This window comes from Sphingomonas sp. PP-CE-3G-477 (genome assembly GCF_003050745.1).
Classification (GTDB): Bacteria; Pseudomonadota; Alphaproteobacteria; order Sphingomonadales; family Sphingomonadaceae; genus Sphingomonas.
Genome location: NZ_QAOF01000001.1, coordinates 288268 through 305521 on the forward strand (window position 1 = coordinate 288268; position 17254 = coordinate 305521).

At 66.2% G+C, this 17254-nt stretch carries 13 protein-coding genes; 5 read left to right on the forward strand and 8 right to left on the reverse strand.

The genetic code is table 11. The features are described from left to right. From C8J45_RS01240 to rhmD, 7 genes are all read right to left on the reverse strand, one after another. Positions 1-1590 (reverse strand): alpha-L-rhamnosidase, encoded by a 1590-nt coding sequence (locus C8J45_RS01240; protein ID WP_181321056.1) that lies wholly within the window; start codon positions 1588-1590, stop codon positions 1-3. Continuing rightward, the gene (locus C8J45_RS01245) at positions 1590-3179 is read right to left on the reverse strand and encodes a glycoside hydrolase 43 family protein (RefSeq protein ID WP_107961573.1); all 1590 of its coding nucleotides are present in this window, start codon (positions 3177-3179) and stop codon (positions 1590-1592) included. The genes C8J45_RS01240 and C8J45_RS01245 overlap by 1 nt, the downstream gene beginning before the upstream one ends. Beyond that, positions 3176-4288: an L-rhamnose/proton symporter RhaT gene (rhaT, locus tag C8J45_RS01250; protein ID WP_107961574.1), complete on the reverse strand. Its 1113-nt coding sequence runs from the start codon at positions 4286-4288 to the stop codon at positions 3176-3178. Before rhaT ends, C8J45_RS01245 begins: the two co-directional genes overlap by 4 nt. Then, positions 4285-5217 (reverse strand): amidohydrolase, encoded by a 933-nt coding sequence (locus C8J45_RS01255; RefSeq protein ID WP_107961575.1) that lies wholly within the window; start codon positions 5215-5217, stop codon positions 4285-4287. The genes rhaT and C8J45_RS01255 overlap by 4 nt, the downstream gene beginning before the upstream one ends. Before the next feature lie 76 nt (positions 5218-5293). Further along, complete coding sequence (locus C8J45_RS01260) at positions 5294-6055, reverse strand: SDR family NAD(P)-dependent oxidoreductase (protein ID WP_107961576.1); 762 nt, start codon at positions 6053-6055, stop codon at positions 5294-5296. After that, positions 6052-6909 (reverse strand): fumarylacetoacetate hydrolase family protein, encoded by an 858-nt coding sequence (locus tag C8J45_RS01265; RefSeq protein ID WP_107961577.1) that lies wholly within the window; start codon positions 6907-6909, stop codon positions 6052-6054. The genes C8J45_RS01260 and C8J45_RS01265 overlap by 4 nt, the downstream gene beginning before the upstream one ends. Positions 6910-6918: 9 nt before the next feature. Continuing rightward, positions 6919-8103, reverse strand: coding sequence for an L-rhamnonate dehydratase (gene rhmD / locus C8J45_RS01270; RefSeq protein ID WP_107961578.1), 1185 nt, complete (start codon positions 8101-8103; stop codon positions 6919-6921). A gap of 127 nt (positions 8104-8230) precedes the next feature. On the opposite strand from rhmD, the gene C8J45_RS01275 reads away from it, so the two are divergent. From C8J45_RS01275 to C8J45_RS01295, 5 genes are all read left to right on the forward strand, one after another. Next, positions 8231-9046, forward strand: a complete 816-nt coding sequence (locus C8J45_RS01275; protein ID WP_107961579.1) for an IclR family transcriptional regulator — start codon at positions 8231-8233, stop codon at positions 9044-9046. A gap of 12 nt (positions 9047-9058) precedes the next feature. Beyond that, positions 9059-9823, forward strand: a complete 765-nt coding sequence (locus C8J45_RS01280) for an SDR family NAD(P)-dependent oxidoreductase (RefSeq protein WP_107961580.1) — start codon at positions 9059-9061, stop codon at positions 9821-9823. A gap of 2 nt (positions 9824-9825) precedes the next feature. Beyond that, positions 9826-10971, forward strand: a complete 1146-nt coding sequence (gene lldD, locus C8J45_RS01285) for an FMN-dependent L-lactate dehydrogenase LldD (protein WP_107961581.1) — start codon at positions 9826-9828, stop codon at positions 10969-10971. A gap of 305 nt (positions 10972-11276) precedes the next feature. Then, positions 11277-14426, forward strand: coding sequence for a TonB-dependent receptor domain-containing protein (locus C8J45_RS01290; RefSeq protein WP_258191219.1), 3150 nt, complete (start codon positions 11277-11279; stop codon positions 14424-14426). 70 nt (positions 14427-14496) lie between these two features. Next, on the forward strand, positions 14497-16062 hold the full coding sequence (locus C8J45_RS01295; RefSeq protein WP_107961582.1) for a glycoside hydrolase family 28 protein: 1566 nt from the start codon (positions 14497-14499) through the stop codon (positions 16060-16062). Here the strand turns inward: C8J45_RS01295 and C8J45_RS01300 are convergent. Next, the gene (locus tag C8J45_RS01300) at positions 16059-17192 is read right to left on the reverse strand and encodes an endo-1,4-beta-xylanase (protein WP_107961583.1); all 1134 of its coding nucleotides are present in this window, start codon (positions 17190-17192) and stop codon (positions 16059-16061) included. The genes C8J45_RS01295 and C8J45_RS01300 overlap by 4 nt on opposite strands. Between the last annotated feature and the right edge of the window lie 62 nt (positions 17193-17254).

Below are 17254 nucleotides of genomic sequence, written 5' to 3' on the forward strand. Positions count from 1 at the left end.
CTAAAAGTTTTCGCGTATCCGGTTGAATGGGTAGTCTGTATTCGCCGCTAGATTCATATGAACCGGCGACCGATTGGCTACGGACAGGCGTATTCTTTGGACGCCTGGCTCGATACCCCGTAATGCTGTGGGGTTGCCATTCCTGTCGGTCGTCAACCGGACTGCGCCGTCGTCGATGCGCGCAACTCTCGTGCCGTCCAGCGTCAGCGTGGCGCCTTGGGCGCTATAGTGGATCGTCGCGATCCGCCCGTCGTCGGTCCGGCGGCTTAGCATCGTGCCCATCGCTGCGGGATGTTTCGGGCGGATGTTCCAGTGAATCGTGTCCGCGTCCTCGTGAAAGCCGACCAGCCGCCAGGTATAATCGACCATCACCAGCGCGGCGGGGGAATAGCCGGGTGCGTCTTCCTGCGTGAAGCGACCGGTCAGCGGATCGAGTTGCTGGCGCATCGACGCGTCCGCCTGGATCGCGTCGCACCACGCGGTCATCATCGTCCCGAACTCGGCGGAGCGACCGTAATGATCGAACCACCGCCCCGCACGTAATGCGGTGAGGGCCTGCGATGCACCGCCCCAGCTGTTGGCGGGGATCGGCCGGACGAAGCTGGGGTCATCGAGCGCGATCGACGGTAGCGGGATGGGGCTCCAGAACGCCTTGGGGTTGCCGAGCTGCTGCTGCCAGATTCGGTCGAACATCGGCTGGTCGACGACATGCTCGCCGCATACCCGGCTGATGACGTCGCCGCGCACGCGGACGAACCGGTCCTGCGGGTCGCGGTCGTAGAAGGCGGCGTCCGTCGCGTCGTACAGCCGCGACAGGATCAGGCGACGGATCGTCTCCGCGCGTTCGTCCCAGCGGGCCGCTTCGTCGGCGTGTCCCAGCGCGCGCGCCATCGCGGCCAGCGCGCGGCGCGCGCCGAAGACGGTCGCCGACAGGTCCGGGCAAAGACGGGGCAGCGACGCGATCGGGTGATGCGTGGCGGCGTCCTTGTTCGGGCATTGGTTCGGCATCCCGGCCCAGCGCGGGCTGTTGTCGTGGCCCGTGTCATAGGTGCAGAACCCCTCGATCAGGCCCGTGCCGCGCGTGTTGCGGTGACGCACGAGCCAATCGTCCCATGCCGAACAGGCGCGATAGGCCTGGGCGAGCAAGGCCTCGTCGCCGGTGGCGCGGGCGAGTTCCCAGCCGGTGGCGGCGATCGGCACGACCATCTGGATCTGGCCGAAGCTCGTTTCCGTGATCTTGTTGTTCGCCGGCAACTGGCCATTGGCGCGTTGCAGATCGAAGAACGTCGTGTGGCTGTTGCGCGCGACGTCGGGACGCCAGTGACGATAGACGAGTGCTTCGTGCGGTCCGCATTCCTGCCAGATGCCCTGATAGGTCGCGCCTTCGATCAGCACCGGGGCACTGACATAGGGCATGGTCCGGACATTGGCGGCGAGCACAGCCAGCGCCTTGTCGTAGGCCGCCTGCCAGCGCGTGTTCGCCGTCTTGAAGACCGGTGTATCGGTCGGCGCGGCGGAGACTGCGGCGCGGGGCAGGGCGAGCGTCGCGGCGGCGGCGGTCGTCCCGGCGAGGAAGTGGCGGCGGTCCATCAGGATCTCCCGGCAGGAATGGGCGTATCGACCACCACGCGGTCGACGTCGACCGATCCGCCCGGCCTGTCGCGGGTGAACGTGAACAGCGCGGGGCGCGACCCTTTCCACCAGGAGAAGCGTGCGAGCGGTATCGGCATGCCGATCGATACAAAGGTCTTGCCGTCGAGGCTGTAGCTGTAGGCGACGCGCTGATCCGCGGTGACGTCGGCGCGCAGGTCGATGCGGGTGCCGGTGAGCACGGGGCCGGCGGTCTCGACGCCTTCGCGTGCGAGCGTCACGCGCGTCTTGCCCGCCGCGCGGACTAGGCCGATCCAGCTCGGGCGAACGCCGAACAGCGACAGCCCGGCGCGTTGTCCGTCGACCATCCGGCGCGGATCGATGCGCGCGGTGATTCGGCTCGATGGGCCTTGCAGGATCTGGGTGAGCGTATTGCGGGCGGTGACGAGATGCTCGGCGGGTAACGCGGTCAGGCGCAGGAAACCGGGACGGGCGCTCAGACTCCACGCGCGGTCGTCGGGATTGTGGTTCCATTCCCATTGCGGACCCAGCGTACTGGTGGAGAACTCGTCGGATGCTTGCAGGCGGTACGGCGCGGGACTGTTCCGCGTGTCCGGGACCGCGTGGCGATCGACCGGCTGGCCGGCGCTGGAGCCGGGTATCGGCGCGCCGATCAGAGGCCAGCCATCGACCCAGCGCAGCGGTTCGAGATAGCTGATCCGGCCGAACGCGCCGGTCGAATTGAAATGTACGAACCAGCCTTGCCCGGACGGTGTCTCGACCCAGCCGCCCTGATGCGGTCCTTCCAGTTTGGTCGTGCCTTGGCGCAGCACCACGCGCTGTTCGTAAGGGCCGCGAATGTCGCGGGTGCGCAACGCGACCTGCGCGCCCTTCTCGACCCCGCCGAACGGCGCGAGGATGTAATACCAGCCGTCGCGCTTGTAGAGCTTGGGACCTTCGAGGATGGGGAGGTTGACCTTGTCCTCGACGATCGTCGTGCCGGTATCGAGCACGCGGGTGCCGTCCGCGCTCATCCGGTGGAGGATCAGCGGGCCCGCGCCGTGCCGCGAATGGACCAGCCAGGCGGTGCCGTCATCGTCCCAGAACGGGCAGGGGTCCTCCAGCATCGGCTGGTCGATCACTTTGACGGGCGTGCTCCACGGGCCGTCGGCACGCGTCGCGGTGGCCATGAAGATGCCCTCGTCGGGGGTAGCCCAATAGACGTAGAAGCGTCCGGCGTGATGGCGGATCGAGGGTGCCCAGACGCCGCCGGCATAGCGCGTGCCGCCGACCGGCTTCGAGATCGCGTCGGTCAGCGTGTGGGGGCCGGGCATGTCGTATTCGGGCGCGAACGGCAGGCGCGGCAGGACGTGGCCGAGGATGCGCCAATGCACCAGATCGCGCGAATGCAGGATCGGTATCCCGGGCGAAAAGTGGAAGCTCGACGCGACGAGGTAATAGTCCTCGCCGACGCGGATGACGTCTGGATCAGAATAGTCCGCGAAAATCACCGGGTTGGTATATGTCGCAGGTGCCGCGCTCATTGCTGGAACCGCGGCGAGCGCCAAAACGAGTGCGAGACGCGTCATGCGGCGAGCCTGTTGCCATAGCCTATGATGACGGTCGCCAGCACCAGCAGCGCGACGCCGCCCCAGACGGTCGCGCGGACCCGTGGTGCCGCATCCCGCCACTCGCGAAACGCGAAGCCCCAGAGCGTGCCGAAGATGATGATCGAGGCCATGTGCAGCGTCCAGGACGAGAAGCCGAACCGCCCCATCTGGCTTTCGCCCATCGTGTAGAAGAAGAACTGGAAATACCAGGCGAGACCGGCGACCGCGCAGAGCAGGAAGTTGGCGACGAGCGGCGTTCGGCTCCCGTCGACGTCGGGAACGACGTCGGTGCCGATGCCGCTGCCGGCGGTGCTGATCCGGCTCGCGCGTCCGATCCACTGGCCGGCGCTGCGATTGCGCGCGATCAGGATCGTGCACCAGATGCCGTTGGTGACGAGGCCGCCGAACATGACGAGGCACAGCACCGGAAGCCCCGTCCAGAGCGCACCCGTACCGGCGGCGCCCGACAGCACGCGGACCGGTTCGCCCGCTGCCAGCCCGAACGCGAAGCAGGACGACATGATGCCCGAGAAGATCGCGACGCCGATCCCCTTGCGGAAGTCGAACTCGGCGACCGCGGCGCGCTTCGCCTCGACCGACAGCGCCGCATCCTTGCGCGCGCCCGCCAGCGCGACGACGACGATCCCGAGCAGGGTCACGCCGAGACCGAGCAGGACGATGAGTCCGCTGGTCGTGTCGAGCAGTTTCGCCGCGAAATCACCCTGGAACAGCGGTGGGATCAGCGTGCCGAAGACGGTGCACAGCCCCAGCACGACCGCCATGCCGAGCGACAGCCCGAGATAGCGCATCGTCAAACCATAGGTGAGGCCACCGAAACCCCAGAGCATGCCGAACACGATCGGCCACAGGATCGCGCGGCGGGGCGCCGCCGCCAGCACACCCAGCAGATCCTCGGTCTGCAACGCGGCGAACAGCCAGGGCGCGATCAACCACGAGACGATCCCGCCGGTCAGCCAGTAGATCTCCCACGACCAGCGCTTCACGCCGCGATAGGGGACGTAGAAACTCGCCGACGCGAGCCCGCCAAGCCAATGGAAACCGACGCCGAGCAGCGGGTTGGGAGTCATCGGACGTCTCCGTCGAAAGCGGGGGCGAGGTCGAGCCCGAGGCGGTAGAGGCGGTTCGCGTTGCCCGCGAACAGTGCGCGGCGTTCGTCTTCGGACAGGTCCGCTACCGAATCGTGGAGCATCGCCAGCGTATCGTCGAACGAAGCGAACAGCCGGTCGGTCGGGAAATCGCTCGCCATCATCGCGCGGTCGGTGCCGAACAGGTCGATCGCGCGGCGGACACGGTCACGCGCTGCGCGGGCGTCCCAGGGGCGGAGCGCGAAACCGAGGCCGGACAGCTTGATCGCCACGTGCGGCAACCGGGCCAGCGCGCGCAGGCCGTCGCGCCAGTCGGTTTCGCCGTCGACGCCCATGCCGGCATGATTGAGGAATACCGGGATGTCGGGGTGCCGTTCGATCATTTTGGCAAGCGTCGCGAACTGGCCGGGATAGGCTTGCAGGTCGAACGACAGGTCGTGATCGGCAAGGCGCGCGAAGCCGTGTTGCCAGCGCTCGTCGGTCGTCATGTCTCGGGGCGTGTAGGTGCGGTTCGGATCGGGATGCCAGTTGACGATCTGGCGGACGCCGCGGACCGCCGGGCGGTCGGCCTGTGCGGCGAGTTGCGCGTCGATATCGGGTGCATCGAGCGCGGCGAAGGCGACGATCGCGGTCGGCAAGGATTGCGTTGCAACGGCGGCCTGCACCCAGTCGGTCTCCGCGATCGCCTGAGACGGCGCCGCACCAGCCTCGACATGAACCGCGCCGACGACGTTCCAGCGCGCAGCCTCGTCCAGATAGTCCGCTGGACCGTAATCGTGCGCGATCGCCGAGACGTTGCCGTTCGGGCCATCGTCCGCGAAAGGCGGCGTCAGCCACGCATAGTCCAGCCGACCCGGCTGCCAGAAATGGACATGGGCATCGACGAACGGGACGGGATCGATCACGGCCATGCCGCTATCCTCTCTGGAACGGGCGGCCCCGGTTTTTACCGGTGACCGTAAGACGTGGGTCGTGGTCGGCGGAGCGTCAGAAGGTCGTGCGGCCCCCCGACGTGTCGAACGTGGACGCGGTGGTGAAGCTGCATTCGTCCGAGGCCATGAAACAGATCATCGCCGCGGATTCGTCGACTTCGCCGAGCCGCCCCATCGGGATCTTGCCGCGCATGTAATCGACCTGACTCTGCGGCAGTTGCTCGAGGATCGGGCTTTCGAAGGTTGCCGGCGTGATCGCGTTGGCGACTATCCCGCCGGGGCCGCACTTGCCCGCGAGTTCCTTGCCGAGCGACTTGGTGAAGCCGATCACCGCCGCCTTCGACGCGGAATAGGCAGACGCGTTGGGGTTGCCTTCCTTGCCCGCGACCGATGCGACGTTGACGATCCGGCCATAGCCGTTCGCCAGCAGCAGCGGCACGACCGCGCGGTTGCAATAGAACAGCCCGTTGACGTTGATGTCGATCACGCGCTGCCAGCTGTCGATGGGATAGTCGTGCACGGGGGCGGTGGCGCCGGTTATGCCCGCCGCGCAGATCAGGATGTCGACCGGACCAAGGGCAGCATGCGTGGCCGCCGCCGCAGCCTCGACCGCGCCGGCATCGGCCACGTCGAGCGCCTCGACATGCGTTGCGCGTATCTCCGTACGCGCTGTCGCGAGCTTGTCCGCGTCGAGATCCCACAGCGCTACCCGGCCGCCCTCGGCGACGATCCGCGCCGCGACCGCCTTGCCCAGACCCGACGCGCCGCCTGTCACGATCGCCGTCCGACCGGCAAAGCGGCCCGCGTACAGGCTCATGCGGTCACCGCATCGCGTGGATGCTGCCACGCCACGACCATCTGCGTCTGCTCGCCGAGGCCGTCGATCGCCAGATGCATGGTGTCACCGGCCTTCAGGAAGATCGACGCGGGTTTCTTGCCCTCGCCGACACCGGGCGGGGTGCCGGTGATGAGCAGATCGCCGGGCTCCAGCGTGACGTATTCGCTGACGTACGAAATCAGTTCGTCGATCGCGAAGATCATCGTCTTGGTGTTGCCGGTCTGCATCCGCTCGCCATTGACGTCGAGCGCCATGGCCAGGTCTTGCGGATCGCCGATCTCGTCGGGTGTCACCAGCCACGGGCCGGTCGGGCAGAAGGTGTCGTGCCCCTTGCCCTTGGACCATTGCGAGCCGCGCTGCTTCTGGTTGAAGCGCTCCGATACGTCGTTGACCAGAACGTAGCCGGCGACATGATCCATCGCATCGGCCTTGTCGACGTAGCGGCAGGTCTTGCCGATCACGACCCCCAGTTCGACCTCCCAGTCGCTATGCGTCGAGCCCTTCGGCAGCATCACCGGATCGTTCGGACCGGACAGGCTCGACAGCGGCTTCATGAACATCATCGGTTCGGTCGGGATCGGCAGGCCCGATTCGATCGCGTGATCGCGGTAGTTGAGGCCGATCGCGACGATCTTGCCGACCCCCGCAACAGGCACGCCGTAGCGCGGCGCGTTCTCGACCAGGGGCAGCGTGGCGGGGTCGATATCGGCAAGGCCGGCGATCGCGTCGACGGTCAGGTCGGGGATCACCGCCGACAGGTCGCGGATGCGGCCGTCTGCGTCGATCATTCCCGGTTTTTCGGCACCCTTTGGGCCGTGGCGGCAGAGCTTCATGACATATCCTCAGTGCGTGTAGGGGCGGTGGAGCGGAATGTCGGGGTTCAGCGCGACGCCGAAGCCCGGCTTGTCGAGCGCGCTGGCCTTGATCCGGCCATTGATCGGCACCGGTTCGCCGAGCAGTTGCGGCGCGAACATCGGGACGACCTCGGTAGGGCCGGGATGCATCATCAGAAACTCCGCGAACGGCGAATTGTGGCGCGTGATGACGAAGTGATAGCTGTAGACCGACGAGCCGTGCGGCACGACCATCTTGCCGCGCGCATCGGCCATCGCGCTGATCTTGAGCAGTTCGGTGATCCCGCCGCACCAGCCGACATCGGGCTGGATGATGTCGCAGCACTCCATCTCCATCAGCATGCGGAAACCCCAGCGGGTCGCCTCATGCTCGCCGGTCGTCACCAGCATGCCCTTGGGGACGTTGCGCTTGAGTTCGGCATAGCCCCAGTAGTCGTCGGGGCTGATCGCCTCCTCGATCCATTTCAGGCCGTGCTCGTGACAGGCGATGGCGAGGCGCGTGGCGTAATCGACGTCGAGCGCCATCCAGCAATCGTACATCAGCCAGAAGTCGGGTCCGCATTTCGCGCGCATGTCGGCGAGCAGTTCGACGTTCTTGTGGAGGCCCTCCAGCCCTTCGGCGGGTCCGTGATGCAGCGGCAGCTTGCCACCGATGAACCCCAGTTCCTTGGCGATATCGGGTCGCGCGCCGGTCGCGTAGAATTGCAGTTCGTCGCGGACCGGGCCGCCGAGCAACTGGTGGACGGGCTCGTCGCGCAGCTTGCCTATCAGGTCCCACAGCGCGAGGTCGACCCCGGAAATGGCGTTGATGACCAGCCCCTTGCGGCCGTAATATTGCGTCGAGAAATACATCTGGTCCCAGATCTTCTCGGTCTCGGCGGGGTTTCGTCCTTCCAGGAAGCGCGCGAGATGCTTCTCGACGATGTAGCAGGCGGGCTCGCCGCCGGTCGTCACTGCGAAGCCGATCGTGCCGTCCTCCGCCTCGATCTCGACGACCAACGTGCCGAGCACGTTGATCCCGAAACTCTGCCGCGACTGGCGATATTCGGGATAGCGCGCCATCGGCGTGGCGATGTGGTCGTCGATCCAGTGGCCGGCGCCCTGATCGTGATAATCCGCGCCGCCACCACGCACGGTGAAAGCGCGAACATGCTTGATGCGGGACAGACCCATGCGGTTCCTCTCTTTCCTGCTTTCGCGAAAAGGCAGATACGTCGTTCCATCATGCGGTACGAGTTTTCACTCGAATGCTTGCCAGCCGCTGCGCTATCTTCCATATTATGGGAATGGATGTTATTAAATGAGAAATGATCCGTCAAATGCTTCTTCGCAGCAGGCGCAACCGGATGCTGCTGCTCGGGCCTCGTCCGGAAGCCAGACATTGTTGCGCGGCCTCGACGTGATCGAGGCGGTGGTCGATGGTCCGGTGACGTTGGCGGACCTCGCGAGCCGGCTCGGGCTGACGCGATCGACCGCGCACCGGCTGGCGACCGCGCTGATCGAGCGCCGCTACATCACCTTCACGCCGCGTCTCGGATATCTGTCGGGGCCCAAGCTGCTCGAGCTGGGCTTCGCCGCACAACGCCAGACCGATATCGTCCAGGTCGCGCGCCCGCATCTCGAAAGTCTCGCCGCGTCGACCGAGGACACCGTGCATATCGGCGTGCGCGACCGCGACCGCGCGCTCTACCTCGACAAGATTCCGGGACGCCGCCGGGTCGAGATCAGCAGCCGGGTGGGGGACCGCCAGCCGCTGACCGCGACCGGGCTCGGCAAGGCGCTGTTGCTCGACGACGCGCCGGAAGGCTGGGCGGCAATGGTAGCGGAGGATCGCGGCAGCGGCGCGCGACCGATCGATTTCCCGACCTGGCAGGCGCGGATGCAGGGCTATGTCGCGGGTGGCCATGCCTATGACCTCGAGGAGAACGAAGATCTGATCCGCTGCGTCGCGGCGCCGGTACGCGACGCGAGCGGCCGGATCGTCGGCGCGATCAGCGTGTCCAGCGCGGCGCAATATATGGACGACGAGCGGATGGCGGGGCTGACCGACGAGGTGCGTGGAACCGCACAGGCGATCAGCCTCGACCTCGGCTGGTCCGAACCCGAACCCAGATAAGGACGGAACGCGATGGGATTGCTCGACGGCAAGACGCTATTGGTGACGGGGGCATCGGCGGGGATCGGTCGCGCGGTCGCGATCGGCGCGGCGCGACACGGCGCCGACGTCGTGATCAATTTCGCGCGCGACGAGGCAGGGGCCGCGGGGGCGGTGGCCGAGATCGAAGCGCTGGGCCAGCGCGCGATCGCGGTACAGGGCGATGTCGCGGATCCTGCGACCGCCAGGGATTTCATCGCGCGCGCGGTCGATGCGTTCGGAAAGGTCGACGTGTTCGTCAACAACGCCGGAATCTGTCCGTTCCACGCGTTTCTGGACATGCCGGTCGAGACGTTCGAGCGGACGATGCGCGTCAATCTGCACGGTGCGTATTTCATGGTCCAGGCGGCGGCGAACCAGATGGTGGCGCAGGGGCAGGGCGGCGCGATCGTCGCGGTGTCGTCGATTTCGGCGCTGGTCGGCGGCGAATACCAGACGCATTACACACCTACCAAGGCCGGCCTGCATTCGCTCATGCAGTCGACCGCGATCGCGCTGGGGCGGTACGGTATCCGTTGTAACTCGGTTCTTCCGGGCACCATTCTGACCGACATCAACAAGGAGGATCTGGCCGACGCGGACAAGCGTGCGCGGATGGCCGCCCGCGTCCCGCTCGGCCGGTTGGGCGAGCCCGACGATCTGGTCGGTCCGGTCGTGTTCCTCGCGTCGGATCTCGCACGCTACGTCACCGGTGCATCGTTGCTGGTCGACGGCGGCGCGTTCGTGAACCTTCAATAGCGATGGGTCAGGCCGCTTCCACGCTGGATTTTCGCGAACGGGCGCGGCGACGCCTGCCGCATTTCCTGTTCGAATATATCGATGGCGGTTCCTATGCCGAGACGACGCTGCGCCGAAACGCCGCGGATCTCGAAAAGGTCATGTTGCGACAGCGTGTGTTGCGCGACATCGGCACGATCGATCCGTCCGCGACGCTGTTTGGCCAGCGGATGGCGCTGCCGCTCGCTCTCGCGCCGATCGGGCTGGCGGGGATGAACGCGCGCCGCGGTGAAGTGCAGGCGGCGCGTGCAGCCGCCACGGCGGGTGTGCCGTTCTGCCTGTCGACCGTATCCGCCTGCCCGATCGACGAAGTCGCGCGCGCCAGCGAACGGCCGTTCTGGTTCCAGCTCTACATGATCCGCGACCGCGGTTTCATGAAGGATCTCATCCAGCAGGCGAAGGCGGCGAGGTGTTCGGCGTTGGTGTTCACCGTCGACATGCCGGTGCCGGGATCGCGCTATCGCGACTATCGATCGGGGCTGGCCGGATCGGCGGGCAGGGCCGGCGCGCTGCGTCGGATGTGGCAGGCGGCGAGGCGACCGCATTGGGCGTGGGACGTCGGCGTCCGCGGTCGTCCGCATCAACTGGGCAACATCGCCCCGCTGCTCGGCGACAGCACGGGGCTGGAGGATTTCTTCGCGTGGATGCGGGGTAATTTCGATCCGACCGTGACGTGGCGCGATCTCGATTTCATCCGCCAGAACTGGGATGGGCCGCTCATTATCAAGGGCATTCTCGACGCGGACGACGCACGCGAGGCCGCCGAACTGGGCGCGGACGGTATCGTCGTCTCCAATCACGGCGGTCGCCAGCTCGACGGCGTGCCATCGACCGCGATGGCGCTGCCGCCGATCGCGGCGGCGGTCGGGGATCGGCTGGCCGTAATGGTCGACGGCGGCGTACGGACCGGGCTTGACGTGGTGCGGATGCTTGCGCTCGGTGCCAGGGGCGTGATGCTCGGGCGAGCCTGGGCGTTCGCCTTGGCTGCGGACGGCGAAGCCGGCGTCGCGCGGATGCTGGCGCTGGTCGAAGCGGAGATGCGGGTCGCTATGGCCCTGACCGGCTGCACCGATCTGACCAAGATCACGCCCGACATCCTGGTTCGCTAGTCGCGTCGCACAGGTAGCGGCCACCCATCGCCCCCTATCTACGCGCATGCGATGCCGCGGCGGTATCGGACCGCGCCGCTCAATCAGCCGAAGCGGTGATGGAATTTCGCCTATTTCCTCGACTCGTCGTACCGGCTTGACTCCGTAAATCTCACAAGATAGATATCAATCTCAATATACGGGATTTAGTGGTAAAGCGATGATATCGCTACCATCGGATTGCGACAGAGCGGGCTACCCGCCGGGACAATGGGACGACAACGACACCGGTCGCGCTGCGCCGGGCGTTTTAGGGGAGGATTGCGATGCATTTGACTATTGCCCGCCGCCGGCTGCTTGGTGGTACCGTTCTCTCGGCGCTCGCCGGAATCATGCTTTCCGCACCCGCGAGCGCCCAGACGGCGCCGCAACCAGGCGCCGGCGACCCTGCCCCCCCGGTCTCCCAGTCCGCGGACGCGGTTCCCGCTGCCGCGGCGGATCTGCCGCAAACAGGCGCGGCAAACGCGGGCAATGAAGACATCGTCGTGACCGGCTCGCGCATCGCCCGCAACGGCTTCGATGCGTCGACCCCCGTCAGCGTCGTCGGTGCCGAGGACATTAAGCTGTCAGGCAACGTGAACATCGAAAAGACGTTGTCGCAGATCCCGCAAGCGGTCGGCTCGCAACTCGGCAGCGCCACCTCGAACACCGTTCCGGGCGGTTTTGCCGACGTCAATCTGCGCGGCTTCGGTTCGCAGCGGAACCTGGTTCTGGTCAACGGTCGCCGTTTCGCGATCTACGGGCCGGAACAGGTGGTCGATCTGAACACGATCCCGTCGACGCTGGTGCAGCGTACCGAAATCGTCACCGGGGGTTCGTCCGCGGTCTACGGTTCGGACGCCATAACCGGTGTCGTCAACTTCATCATCCGCGACGATTTCGAAGGCGTCGAAGCGCGCGCACAGCTCAACATGGACCGCGCGACCGGCACTCCGGTGTACAACGCGGATCTGACGCTGGGCGGCAACTTTGCGGAGAACCGCGGCAACCTCGTGGTATCGGGCAACTACCTCAAGCGCGGCGCGATCACGCGCGGCGATCGCGGCAGCTTCGCGTTCGATTCACTCAATGACGGTTGCGTCGTCCGCGGTACGAGCAGTCCGGATCGCGCCGGCACACCCTTCACGTCGGTCGGCACGAACGGCTGCGTTGCTGCGGGCGGCGAACTCGGGTTCGTTCGCGGTGGCAGCGGCGACATTCCCAATGGCCGCTTCTCCGGCATACCGGCGGCAGGCGGCTCCAATGCAGCGCTGAACGCCGCTTATGCCGCCGCCGGCCTCGGCACGCTGGGTTCGCGCGGGTTCACCTTCAACGGTGGCGGCACCGCCGCGCGCCCGGCGCTCACCCCGCAGGACGATTTCAATCTGGGGCCGGACAACTACCTGATCCAGCCGCAGGAACGGTGGATGATCAACAGCTTCGGTCATTACGACTTCAACGATCATATCACCGGCTATACCGAGCTTCACTACAGCAACAACGAGGTGAACGCGCGACTGGCGCCCACCAACGTCGGCGTGCCGACGCTGTTCAACGTCAACAACCCCTATCTTACGCCCGCACTGCAGGGCGTCCTCCAGCAACTCGATCTCGCCGAGACGGGCACGACCACCGTGACCAGCGGCACGGCGACGCGCACGACAACGCGCGGCGACGGGTTGGCGGTACTGACCGCGGGCCGCCGCTATTCGGAGGTCGGCCCCCGCCTCGCCAGCGAACGACGCAACGTCTTCCGCGGTGCATGGGGCCTGCGCGGCGATCTCGGCAGCGTCTCCGACACCGTCCTGACCGACCTGAAGTACGACGTCTATTACACCTACGCGCGCAGCGAGGACACGTTGCTGCTTCAGAACGCGATCTCGCGCAGCCGCCTTCAGGCCAGCCTGTTGTCGGCCGGCGGCGCGGCGCCAGTCTGCAACATCTTCGGCGCCAACGTCTCCGAGGCGTGTGCGTCGGCGATCCGCATCGGCGCGACCAATTCGACGGTCGCCACGCAGCAGGTCGCGCAGGGCAATCTGACCGGCACCTTGTTCAAGCTGCCGGCGGGCCCGGTCGGATTTTCCTATGGCTATGAATGGCGCAAGACGAGCGCACAGTTCACGCCGGATTCGTTCCTGTCGTCGGGCGATGTCGCAGGCTTCAACCCCGGCCTGCCGACGCGCGGTTCGACCACCGTCAAGGAGGTGTTCGGCGAAGTCCGCGTACCGCTGATCCACAACACGCCGTTCATCGAAAGCCTCGTCGCCAATGGCGCGTTCCGGTATTCGAAGTACAACCTGGCGGGTGTGGGCGGGCAGTGGACTTATCTCGGCGGCGCCGACTGGCGGGTGAACCGCGATATCGCCTTCCGCGGCCAGTATCAGCGCGCGATCCGTGCGCCGAGCGTCGCCGAACTGTTCGGTGGCACGACGCGCGTCGTCGGGGCTGCGACCGATCCCTGTTCGAACCGCGGCGCGGTGGCGCAGCAGACCGCGGCGGTCCGCGCGATCTGTGCCGCGACCGGCGTTCCCGCCGCGCAGATCTTCACGGGAAGCGTGCAGCCCAACAACATCATTCCAGCCGATTTCGGTGGGAACGCAAACCTGGGCGCGGAGAAATCGGACACCTACACGCTCGGGGTCGTCGTCACGCCCGCCGCGATGCCGCGGCTGTTCCTCAGCGTCGATTACTTCAACGTCGGACTGAAGGGCGCGATCTCGTCGCTCGGTGGTGGCCTGCAGAACACGCTCAACCTGTGTTACAACGTCATCCAGGACGCGAGCAGCGAGTTCTGCCGGGCGATTAGGCGCAACCCGTCCTCGGGTGAGATCAACGATCCGTTCGTGGCGCAGGTGCTCAACGCGAACACCGGCGAACTGAAGACGTCGGGTATCGATTTCGCCGCGCGCTACGCCTTCAACCTTGGCTTTGGCCTGCCGGGCCTGGGGACCAGCAGCCGTGTCGAGATCGGCACCAACTATACCTGGCTCGCACAGTTCGACTCGGTCCCCGTCGCGGCCTTGCCCGCACTCGAAAACAAGTGCGCCGGATCGTTCGGCACCACGTGCGGGCAACCGCTGCCGCGGTGGCGCGGTACGTCGCGCGTGACGTGGACGACCGGCGATTTCGGCCTGTCGCTGCGGCATCGCTATATCGGCCCGGTGACCAACGATCGCTTCGTCGTGCCGCTGCGACAGGGATCGGCGTCGACGCCGACGCTCGACAGCCTTGTCTATCCAAAGCTCGGGGCCGAGAATTACTTCGACCTGTCCTTCACGGCCGCGCTCCTAAAGAACATCGAACTGTTCGGCGGCGCGAACAACCTGTTCAACAACAAGCCCCCGATCACGACGCAGGGGCCGAACGCCAACACCTTCTCGTCGACCTACGACGTGCTCGGTACCGAGTTCTTCCTCGGTGCTTCGCTCAAGTTCTAGATGTCCCCTCCTGAGAGGCGCAGGTCTCGTACCTGCGCCTCCTTTTTCTCAGTTTTCCGGGAAGAGCCCTATGTTCGCCACTGCGCTTGATCGTCGCGCGCTGATCGTCGGCAGCGCCGCACTGTCGGCGATGGCCGCCGTGCCGGCCTTCGCGGCGGGGGAGGGATGGACCAGCGTTCGCCGCTACGGTGCGAAGGGCAATGGCATCGCGATCGACTCCGATGCGATCAACCGTGCGATCGACAGCGTCGCGACCAAAGGTGGGGGTACCGTCTACATCCCGCCCGGCACCTATGCCTGCTACACCATAAGGCTGAAAAGCAGGGTCACGCTCTACATCGAAAACGGCGCGACGTTGCTCGCTGCGGCGCCGACGACGACACGCGGCTACGACCATGCCGAGCCAATCGATCCGGCCATCTCCGGTTTCCAGGACTTCGGCCACAGCCATTGGCGCAACAGCCTGATCTGGGGCGAGGGGCTTCACGATATCGCGATCCTCGGCGGTGGCCTGATCTGGGGCAAGGGCCTCGGACGCGGGGACGGCAAGGACAATTGGCTGTCCGACCCGACCGGTCCCGGCACCGCGAACAAGGCGATTGGCCTCAAGAACTGCCACGGCGTCACGCTGCGTGACTTCCGCATGCTGGAAGGCGGCTGGTTCGCGATCCTCGCGACCGGCGTCGACAATATGACGATCGACAATCTGCTGATCGACACCAACCGCGATGGCATGGACATCGATTGTTGCCGCAACGTCCGCGTCAGCAATTGCACCGTCAACGCGCCGTGGGACGACGCGATCTGCCCGAAGAGCAGCTTCGCGCTCGGCGAGGCGCGGATCACGGAGAACGTGACGATCTCCGGCTGCGTGGTGATGGGCAATTATCAGGTCGGGTCGGTGCTCGACGGCAGCTGGCGCCGGATGCCGCCGGCGTTCGCGCCGAAGATCCACGGCCGTATCAAGTGCGGCACCGAGAGCAATGGCGGGTTCCGCAACATCACGGTCACCAACTGCATTTTCGAGGACAGTCGCGGTCTCGCGTTCGAAACGGTCGACGGTGGCGTGATCGAGGATATCGCGGTCTCGAACATGACGATGCGCGGGATCGTCGATGCGCCGATCTTCCTGCGGCTGGGCAAGCGGATGCGCGGTCCTGCGGGTCGCCCGATCGGCAGCCTGAAGCGCGTGATGATCGATAATGTCGTAAGTTCGGGCGCGAACATGCTGCCTTCGGTCATCGCAGGGCTTGCGGATCATCCGATCGAGGACATCGCGATCTCGGACAGCCATTTCCACCATGTCGGCGGCGCGCCCGCCAGCATGGCGACGCTGCGCCCGCCCGAGGCCGAGCTCGGCTACCCCGAAGCGACGATGTTCGGCGACCTTCCCGCGACCGGCTTTTTCGCACGTCATGTGCGCGGACTGTCGATGCGCGGCGTGGAAGTTACCACCGCAGCGCTCGATCCGCGACCCGCGATCCGACTGGACGATGTCGTCGATGCCGATTTCGCCGGCATGCGGCTGCCCGCGGGCGTCGGCTATTCGCTCGACAAGGTGCGCGCCTTCTCCAGCGTCGACGCGCGGGGGCGCAGCGATCGCCGTGTCGAGGGGTCGTTCACCGGTACCGTCTAGGCGAATGTCGCCTTTCGTGGCGCGGCTGCAGCGAACGCCGCGGCGATCGCGTCGCGCATCGGCTTGGGCGCGAACGCCGCGTCATACGGTAGTGGGCGCTTGGGCAGTCCATCCGGGCGTGGCCGCAACTCCTGCAGCCAGCTGTACCGATCGCTCAGCCCCCAGCACATCACCGTCCTGCACTGCGGATAGGACAGCATGAGATCGAGATAGGCGCGAGTATGCGCGGCCACCTGACGATCGCGCGGGCCGATGGCGCTCGGCAGGGGATTGTCGTGAACGTCGAGTTCGGTGACGAGCAGGTCCAGGCCCATTCCCGTCACCTCGTCGAGAAACCGGCGCCACGCCGTTTCGTCCAGGGCGCCGAGCCCTGTCGGCGCCTCGCTGTATTTGCTGCCGAGATGGCTCTGCACGCCGAGTGCGGTGACGGGCGTCCCGCGTTTCACGAGCCCTTCCAGCAGTCGGAGCACCGCGTCGCGGTGTCGGCCGTCGTACGACTGCCAGCTCATGAAGTCGTTGTAGACGAGCTGCGCGCGCGGTGCCGCCGCTCTTGCAGTGTGGAAGGCAAGGTCGATCGCCGCTTCGGCACCGAGATGTTTCGACAATGCGGTCTCGTGCAACAGCCCCGTGTCGGGATCGACAGCCTCGTTCACGACGTCGAAGCTGTCGACCGCGGGGGCATAGCGCCGGACGACGGTATCGATATGAGCGACCAGCAGGCGCGCCGTCTCGGCTTTGGGGTTCGCGCCGTAATCGTGCGTCCGAGTCCATTCCGGCATCCAGCGTTCGAATTGCCAGAGCAACGTATGACCGCGGACCCCGAGGCCGGCCCGCCGTGCCCATGCGACGATCGCATCCGCTGCACGAAAATCGAAGTTGCGGGCATCGGGCCGTAGCGCGACCCATTTCATGGCGTTTTCGGGAACGACCAAGCCGCATTGTGCGGCGTTCAGGGTGCGATACGCGGGGTTCGCAAAATTGGAGCCGCCCATCGTGCTGCCAAAGCGGATACCCTTCGCGCGCGCCAGGGCGGCCAGCGATGGGGTGGACATCGCGTCGAGGCGCGCCGAGCCGGAAGTCAGTGCCAAGGCCGCTCCGCCCAGTATCATCGCCCGTCGATCGACTGTCATCGCTGCTCCTGACTGCCGCCGCGCTACGTCGCGACGATCATTGCTATGCTTGCCAGCCTGCT

What these genes read in the sequence shown, in the direction of transcription:
- C8J45_RS01260 (WP_107961576.1), bottom strand. Translation starts at nt 6,055, where the DNA reads ATGAGCCTGTACGCGGGCCGCTTTGCCGGTCGGACGGCGATCGTGACA.
- lldD (WP_107961581.1), top strand. Translation starts at nt 9,826, where the DNA reads ATGGGTCAGGCCGCTTCCACGCTGGATTTTCGCGAACGGGCGCGGCGA.
- C8J45_RS01255 (WP_107961575.1), bottom strand. Translation starts at nt 5,217, where the DNA reads ATGGCCGTGATCGATCCCGTCCCGTTCGTCGATGCCCATGTCCATTTC.
- C8J45_RS01280 (WP_107961580.1), top strand. Translation starts at nt 9,059, where the DNA reads ATGGGATTGCTCGACGGCAAGACGCTATTGGTGACGGGGGCATCGGCG.
- rhmD (WP_107961578.1), bottom strand. Translation starts at nt 8,103, where the DNA reads ATGGGTCTGTCCCGCATCAAGCATGTTCGCGCTTTCACCGTGCGTGGT.
- C8J45_RS01295 (WP_107961582.1), top strand. Translation starts at nt 14,497, where the DNA reads ATGTTCGCCACTGCGCTTGATCGTCGCGCGCTGATCGTCGGCAGCGCC.
- C8J45_RS01245 (WP_107961573.1), bottom strand. Translation starts at nt 3,179, where the DNA reads ATGACGCGTCTCGCACTCGTTTTGGCGCTCGCCGCGGTTCCAGCAATG.
- C8J45_RS01240 (WP_181321056.1), bottom strand. Translation starts at nt 1,590, where the DNA reads ATGGACCGCCGCCACTTCCTCGCCGGGACGACCGCCGCCGCCGCGACG.
- C8J45_RS01290 (WP_258191219.1), top strand. Translation starts at nt 11,277, where the DNA reads ATGCATTTGACTATTGCCCGCCGCCGGCTGCTTGGTGGTACCGTTCTC.
- C8J45_RS01275 (WP_107961579.1), top strand. Translation starts at nt 8,231, where the DNA reads ATGAGAAATGATCCGTCAAATGCTTCTTCGCAGCAGGCGCAACCGGAT.
- C8J45_RS01300 (WP_107961583.1), bottom strand. Translation starts at nt 17,192, where the DNA reads ATGACAGTCGATCGACGGGCGATGATACTGGGCGGAGCGGCCTTGGCA.
- C8J45_RS01265 (WP_107961577.1), bottom strand. Translation starts at nt 6,909, where the DNA reads ATGAAGCTCTGCCGCCACGGCCCAAAGGGTGCCGAAAAACCGGGAATG.
- rhaT (WP_107961574.1), bottom strand. Translation starts at nt 4,288, where the DNA reads ATGACTCCCAACCCGCTGCTCGGCGTCGGTTTCCATTGGCTTGGCGGG.